The organism is Phenylobacterium sp. (genome assembly GCF_046590535.1).
Classification (GTDB): domain Bacteria; phylum Pseudomonadota; class Alphaproteobacteria; order Caulobacterales; family Caulobacteraceae; genus Phenylobacterium.
In genome coordinates this window covers 1-6,626 of record NZ_JBKJTG010000254.1, presented here as the reverse complement: position 1 = coordinate 6,626, position 6,626 = coordinate 1, and the positions used below count along the sequence as shown (strand labels likewise).

General features: G+C 70.0%; 6 protein-coding genes. 2 read left to right on the top strand and 4 right to left on the bottom strand.

The window, feature by feature from the left end:
• Positions 1 to 182 precede the first annotated feature (182 nt).
• A complete protein-coding gene (locus tag ACLL81_RS16160; protein ID WP_411289393.1) occupies positions 183 to 677 on the bottom strand; it encodes a (2Fe-2S)-binding protein in 495 nt (164 codons plus the stop codon).
• Positions 678 to 807: 130 nt separating this feature from the next.
• Between ACLL81_RS16160 and ACLL81_RS16155 the strand changes: the two genes are divergently transcribed.
• The gene (locus ACLL81_RS16155) at positions 808 to 1,161 is read left to right on the top strand and encodes a c-type cytochrome (protein ID WP_411289392.1); all 354 of its coding nucleotides are present in this window, start codon (positions 808 to 810) and stop codon (positions 1,159 to 1,161) included.
• Positions 1,162 to 1,178: 17 nt separating this feature from the next.
• Entirely contained in the window at positions 1,179 to 2,060 is an 882-nt protein-coding gene (locus ACLL81_RS16150; RefSeq protein WP_411289391.1) for an NAD(P)-dependent oxidoreductase, read from the top strand.
• Here the strand turns inward: ACLL81_RS16150 and ACLL81_RS16145 are convergent.
• From ACLL81_RS16145 to ACLL81_RS16135, 3 genes are all read right to left on the bottom strand, one after another.
• On the bottom strand, positions 2,057 to 3,733 hold the full coding sequence (locus ACLL81_RS16145; RefSeq protein WP_411289390.1) for an MFS transporter: 1,677 nt from the start codon (positions 3,731 to 3,733) through the stop codon (positions 2,057 to 2,059). The genes ACLL81_RS16150 and ACLL81_RS16145 overlap by 4 nt on opposite strands.
• Positions 3,734 to 3,804: 71 nt before the next feature.
• A complete protein-coding gene (locus tag ACLL81_RS16140; protein WP_411289389.1) occupies positions 3,805 to 6,153 on the bottom strand; it encodes a PAS domain-containing protein in 2,349 nt (782 codons plus the stop codon).
• A gap of 66 nt (positions 6,154 to 6,219) precedes the next feature.
• The coding region (locus ACLL81_RS16135) for an acyl-CoA dehydrogenase family protein (RefSeq protein WP_411289388.1) at positions 6,220 to 6,626 on the bottom strand (407 nt) is incomplete at its 5' end.

Sequence of the window (6,626 nt, the reverse complement as noted above, 5' to 3'; positions counted from 1 at the left end):
GGCGCCGATCTTGATGAAGGGCCCGAAGGCGCCGAAGTCTTCCTTGGCGCCGACGCTGAGCAGGTCGCCGGGGGAGCAGCCCACCAGCAGGGCGCCGCCCACCAGGGTCGCGCCGACCACGAGGTCGCGCCGGGTGGCGCCTTGGGTTTCGCGGGGGGAGAGGATCTTGTTCATGTCCGCTCCTAGATCTTGGCCGGGGCGGCGGGGGCCGCGACGGGGGTGGCGGCCGGGGCCATGCCCGCGGCGTCCTTGATGGCCGCGCGGATCCGCTGATAGGTCCCGCAGCGGCAGATGTTTCCGTCCATGGCCGCGTCGATGTCGGCATCGGTGGGGTTGGGCTTTGCGGCCAGCAGAGCGGTGGCGCTCATGATCTGGCCCGACTGGCAGTAGCCGCACTGCGGCACGTCGTGCTTCACCCAGGCCTGCTGCAGTGGGCTATTTCCGCCCAGGCTCTCGATGGTGGTGATCTTCACGCCGGCCAGGCCCTCGATGGGCATGACGCAGGCCCGGATCGGCTGGCCGTCGGCCAGCACCGTGCAGGCGCCGCACTGGGCGATGCCGCAGCCGTACTTGGTCCCGGTCAGGCCCAGTTCATCTCTGAGCACCCAAAGTAGCGGGGTGTCCGGTTGGGCCTGCACCGTGTAGGCCCTGCCGTTCACATCCAGCGTCGACGCCATGAATCGCCTCCCGAGACTTGGTTTCGAAGCATCCTAACAGCGCTTAGACGCAGCCGTAAGTGTCCGCGGCCTTGGCGGCCCGGCCGTCTTGGCGCTAAGGCTGCCCCGCCACACGTATCCAGGAGTACCCATGGTCCGTCGTTCCGTTTTCACCGCCGCGGCTGTCTTGACTGTTGGGTTCGCCGCCCAGCCCGCCCTCGCCGCGGATGGCGCCCAGCTTTTCAACATGCAGTGCAAGATGTGCCATGGCGGCTCCGTGATGGGCCCGGCCCTGACCGGAGCGGCCGGCGGCAAGATCGCCGCGCGCGCCGACTTCGCCTATTCGCCGGCGCTCAAGGCCAAGGGCGGAACCTGGACCGACGCCAGCCTCGACGCCTACCTCAAGGCCCCGGCGGCCTTCGCGCCCGGCACCAAGATGTTCATGGCCGTTCCCTCGGAAGAGAACCGCGCCGCCCTGATCACCCACCTCAAGACCCTGAAGTAGGCGCCCGGCCGCCGCGCATGGACGCCTTCCCCGCCTTCTTCCCCCTGGCCGGCCGCACCGTGGTCATCGCCGGGTCGGGTGAGGCGGCCGACGCCAAGGCGCGGCTGTTCGAAGGCTCTCCCGCCACGATCCTGCGGCTCGAGGGCGACGCGGCGCTGGCGCCACAGGCCTATGCGGGCGCGGTCCTGGCTTTCGTGGCCAGCGAGGACGACGTCTTCGCCGCCGCCGCCGCCCAGGCCGCCCGCGCCGCCCACGTGCCGGTCAATGTGGTCGACCGCCCGGCGCTGTGTGACTTCACCACGCCGGCGGTGATCGACCGCGGCGAGGTGGTGGCCGCCATCGGCACCGGCGGCGCCTCGCCCATGCTGGCCACCCTCTTGCGTCACGACATCGAGGCCCGGGTGCCGGAGGGTGCGGGCCGGGTCGCGGCCCTGTTCCGCACCATGCAGGACGAGATCCGCCGCGTGCTGCCCGAGGCCCACCGTCGCCGCGCCTTCCTGCGCGCCGCGCTCAGCGGGCCGGTGGCCGAGGCGGCCATGGCCGGAGACATGGACGAGGCGGCTCTGCGCCTGCGCGAAAGCCTGACGGCGGACCGCGCCACGGTGGGCCGCGTGCAGTTCCTGACCGTCGAGGGGGCGGCCGAACTTCTCACCCTGAAGGCCAGCCGGGCGCTGGCCGCCGCCGACGTGCTGGCGGTGGATCCGGGCATCAACGCCGAGGTGCTGAACTTGGCCCGGCGCGACGCCGAGCGGATAATTCCGGCTGTCGACCGGCTGATCCAGATGGCCCAGCAGGGCCTGCAGATCGTGCGCCTGATCCGCGGACCCGCGCCGCCCCGCGAACTGCAGGCCCTGGCCCAGGCCGGGGTGGCGACCGAAGTGCTGCCGGTCGCGTCCTAGTCGTCTAGCGGCCTGCCCCGGGTCTCCGGGACGAACAGCAGGCAGGTGACCACCGAGATCGCCGTGAAGGCGAAGGGGTACCAGAGCCCGGAGTAGATGTTGCCCACCGCCGTCACGATGGCGAAGGCGGTGAACGGCACGAAGCCGCCGATCCATCCGGTGCCGATGTGATAGGGCAGCGACATGGCCGTGTAGCGGATCCGTGTCGGGAACAGCTCCACCAGGCAGGCGGCAAGCGGCCCGAACAGCGCCGTGGCTGCCACCACGAAGATCATCATCACCCCGAAGGCGCCCACCAGGTTCATCCGCGCCGGATCGGCCTTGGCCGGATAGCCGGACTGGGTCAGCGCCTGGCGCACGCGGGCCTCGACACTGGTCTTCACCGCCTTGGCGACGGCCGCCGGCGCGCCGCTGGCGTCGGCGGAGGGCACGGTCGCCTGGCCCACCCGCAGCATGGCCGGCGTCCCCGGCGCAGCCGCCTCGTTGCGGTAGGAGACCCCGGCGTTGGCCAGGGCGCTCTTCAGCATGTCGCAGGAGGTGACGAAGGTGGACTTGCCCACCGGATCGAACTGCAGCGTACAGTCGGCGGGATCGGCCACCACGGTCACCGGGGCGCGCGCTTCGGCCTCGGCCAGGGCCGGGTTGAGGGTCTGCGCCAGCATGTGGAATCCGGGGAAATAGGCCGCCAGCATCAGCGCCATGCCGAACAGCATCACCGGCTTGCGCCCGACCTTGTCCGACAGCCAGCCGAACAGCACATAGAGCACCGCGCTGGCCGCCACCGCGGCCATCATCAGAAGGTTGATGGTGGCGGGTTCGACCTTCAGGAACTTCTCCATGAAGGTCTGGGTGTAGAAGAAGCTGGTGTACCAGACGGCCCCCTGGGCGGCCATGATCGCGACCAGGGCGACGATCACCAGCCTCAGGTTCTTCCACTGGCCGAACGCTTCGGCGTAGGGCGCCGTGGAAGTCGTGCCCTCCGCCTTCAGCTTGGCGAAGGCCGGGCTCTCGGTGAGCTTCAGGCGCATGTAGATCGACACCAGCAGCAAGCCCGCGGAGAGCAGGAACGGGATCCGCCAGCCCCAGGCGTCGAAGGCCTCGGGGCCGAACAGGTTCCCCACCACCAGGCGGGTCACCAGGATCACGGCCAGGGCTGCGAACAGGCCGAAGGCGGCGGAGGTCTGCACCCAGCTGGTCGACCGACCGCGCGCATTCTGCGGCGCATGCTCGGCCACATAGATCGCCGCGCCGCCGTACTCGCCGCCCAGCGCGAAGCCCTGGATGATCCGCATCAGCACCAGAAGCGCCGGAGAAATCAGGCCCACCTGCTGGTAGGTGGGCAGGAGGCCGATGGCCACGGTGGCCGCGCCCATCAGCACCACGGTCACCAGGAAGGCGCCCTTGCGCCCGGTGCGGTCGCCGATGCGGCCGAACACCAGGGCGCCGATCGGCCGGAACACGAAGCCCGCCCCGAACAGCGCCAGGGCGGCGATATAGGCGGTGGTCTCGTTGAGGCCTGAGAAGAAGGTCTTGGAGATCACCTGGATCAGGCTGCCGAAGACGAAGAAGTCGTACCACTCGAAGGTGGTCCCCGCGGCCGAAGCCGCCACTACGGTGCGCAGACTGGTCTTCTGCGCCGGCGCATCCGTCGTCTCTGCAGCGATATCCGCCATGCGATCAGCCCTTCCCCGAGGAATCGAAGGCCCTGCTGTAACACCGCTCGGCGAGCCGGTGGAAGGGCGCCTCACGCCGCGGCGTGGGCTTCCGTGTCAGGGGCCGGGGCGCTCAGGCGGGCGATTTCGCCGATCAGCAGGGCCGGTGAGATGGGCTTGCCCACCACTCCGTCCATGCCGGCCTCCAGATAGGCCTGCCGCTGGTGGGACAGGACATTGGCGGTGAGCGCCACGATGGGCGTGGCCGCCGCCGGCCCGCCCAGGGCGCGGATGCGTCTGGCCGCCTCCAGGCCGTCAATGCCCGGCATCTGCACGTCCATCAGGATCAGGTCGAAGCCGCCGCGGGCCGCGGCCGCCACGCCCAGGTAGCCGTCGGCGGCGGTCTCCACCGAAGCGCCCATGTGCTCCAGGAGCTTGGTGGCGATCAGCCGGTTGGTGGGGTTGTCCTCGACGATAAGCACGCGCAGGCCCTCGAGGATCGGCTCCAGCACCTCGATCTTCGGGGCCTGCGCCTCCGCGGCCTGGGCGGCGACCTCCAGCCAGAAGGTGGAGCCCTGGCCCTCCACGGAGGTGAAGCCCACGTCGCCGCTCATCATTTCGGCCAGCCGCTTGGTGATGCTGAGGCCGAGGCCCGAGCCGCCGAACCTGCGGGTGGTGGAGGCGTCGCCCTGGTCGAAGCGCTGGAAGATGCGGCCCTGGGCGGCGGCGGGGATGCCCACGCCCGTGTCCTCCACCTCGAACCGCAGCACGCCAGCGTCAGCGCTGCGGCAGCGGACCACCACATGGCCGCGCTCGGTGAACTTCACCGCATTGCCCAGCAAGTTGAACAGCGCCTGACGCAGCCGCACCGGATCGCCTAGCACCCAGCCGACCTTCGGGTCGGCGTCGACGATCACCTGTAGCCCCTTGGCCTCGGCCTGGGGCCGCAGCAAGCGGGTGACGCCTTCCACCAGGGCGCGTGGATCAAGCGGTTCTGAGGTCAGCTCCAGGTGGCCGGCCTCGATCTTCGAGAAGTCGATCACGTCGTTGAGCAGCTCGGCGAGCATCTGGCCGCAGGACAGGGCTTCCTCCAGCATGGAGCGGCCGTCTTCCGAGAGGCTCTCGGACTTCAGCAGGTGCAGCACCCCCATCACGCCGTTCATCGGCGTGCGGATCTCGTGGCTCATGTTGGCCAGGAACGCGGCCTTGGCCTCGGCGGCCTGTTCGGCGGCGCGCTGGGCGTCCAGCAGGGCCAGTTCCTGGCGCTTGCGCGCGTCGAAGTCGTGCATCAGCCCCACGGCCTTCAGCCACCGCCCGTTGCGGCCCACTTTCAGGTGGTGAAACACCCGCACCCAGCGCTCCGCGCCGCCGGGCTGGATGATCCGCGCCTCAAAGGCCTCTCCGGATCGCTTCTCGCCGGAGTGCAGGGCGCGGAAGGACTCCCGCACATGCGGCAGGTCGTCGGGATGGAAGCCGGGATAGCGGAGCTGGGTGGCCTCGGCGTAGCTGGAATCGCACTGGCCGGTCAGCCGCTCGAACTCCGGTGACGCCCAGAAGGTCTTGGCCACATGGTCGATCTCGTAAACGCCGGCTTCGGCGGCCTGCAGAGCCATCTTCAGGCGCCGGGCGGCGGCCTGCGCCTCCCGGCGGGCCTTGCGCATCTGCTGCTCGCCCTTGCGGGCCGCGTCGCGGGCCTCCACCAGCTCGGTGATGTCTTCGGAAATGCCCTTCAGGGCGAACAGGCCGTGGGCGCGGAGCTCGGTGCGGAAGGTGACCCGCCAGCTCCGCCATCGGCCCCGCACCTTCATCCGGTGCTCCAGGCGGCCGCCTTCGCCGGAGCGTGCGCTCCGGGCCAGGGCCTTGCGCATCATCTCGTACTCGGAGGGATGCAGGACGCTGGCGAAGTCCTCCGCCGTCCGTATCTGGTCGGGGCTATAGCCGGTCAGGGTGAGCAGGTCGTCGGACCAGTGGATGCGGTTCTCCAGCGGCTCGAAGGTCCAGGTGCCGATGCCGGCCGCCTCGCCCAGCAGCTGGCGGGTACGCCGGCCCTCCGCCAGTTCCTGCGCCTGGGTGCGCTCTTCTGCGCAGTCGCGCAGCGTGACGATGCGCTCGCCGCCCGGCATCTTCTGACTGCGCCCGGAGAACCAGTGATAGGACCCGTCGCGGCGGCGCAGGCGGACCTCGCGCTCCGTCACCGCGCCGACCGGCATGGCGTCGACGGTCTCGCGCAGGCCGCCCAGGTCTTCCGGATGGATCAGGCTCAGCGCCAGCGTGCCGATAAGTTCGTGCTCGGCCCAGCCGGTCAGCCGTTCCCAGGCGGGATTGACCACCTTCAGGCGGTCGTCGGCGCCCACCACATGCATGATGTCGTGGCTATTCTCGAACAGCCACTGGATCATCTCGGACTTGTCGGCGGCGCCAGGTGCGCTCTTGTTCGCCATGGGCTTCCCCCGTGCGGGAGAAGGCTTACCCTGCGTGAGGTAAACGCAAGGTTCCGAACGCTGTTCTCAGAAAGCGCTCTCGCCGGTGATCGCGCGGCCCAGGATCAGGGCGTGCACGTCGTGGGCGCCCTCATAGGTGTTCACCGTCTCCAGGTTCGCCGCGTGGCGCATCACATGGTACTCGCCGGAGATGCCGTTACCCCCGTGGATGTCGCGGGCGACCCGGGCGATATCCAGCGCCTTGCCACAGTTGTTGCGCTTCATCAGGCTGATGGCCTCGGGGACGCAGGCGCCCTCGTCGATCAGCCGGCCGAGCGCCAGGGCGCCCTCGAAACCCAGGGCGATCTCGGTCTGCATGTCGGCCAGCTTCTTCTGCACCAGCTGGCGCGCGGCCAGGGGCTTGCCGAACAGCGAGCGGCTGGCGACGTAGTCCCGCGAGGCGTGCAGGCAGAACTCCGCCGCCCCCATCGCGC

What these genes read in the sequence shown, in the direction of transcription:
- ACLL81_RS16160 (WP_411289393.1), bottom strand. Translation starts at nt 677, where the DNA reads ATGGCGTCGACGCTGGATGTGAACGGCAGGGCCTACACGGTGCAGGCC.
- ACLL81_RS16155 (WP_411289392.1), top strand. Translation starts at nt 808, where the DNA reads ATGGTCCGTCGTTCCGTTTTCACCGCCGCGGCTGTCTTGACTGTTGGG.
- ACLL81_RS16150 (WP_411289391.1), top strand. Translation starts at nt 1,179, where the DNA reads ATGGACGCCTTCCCCGCCTTCTTCCCCCTGGCCGGCCGCACCGTGGTC.
- ACLL81_RS16145 (WP_411289390.1), bottom strand. Translation starts at nt 3,733, where the DNA reads ATGGCGGATATCGCTGCAGAGACGACGGATGCGCCGGCGCAGAAGACC.
- ACLL81_RS16140 (WP_411289389.1), bottom strand. Translation starts at nt 6,153, where the DNA reads ATGGCGAACAAGAGCGCACCTGGCGCCGCCGACAAGTCCGAGATGATC.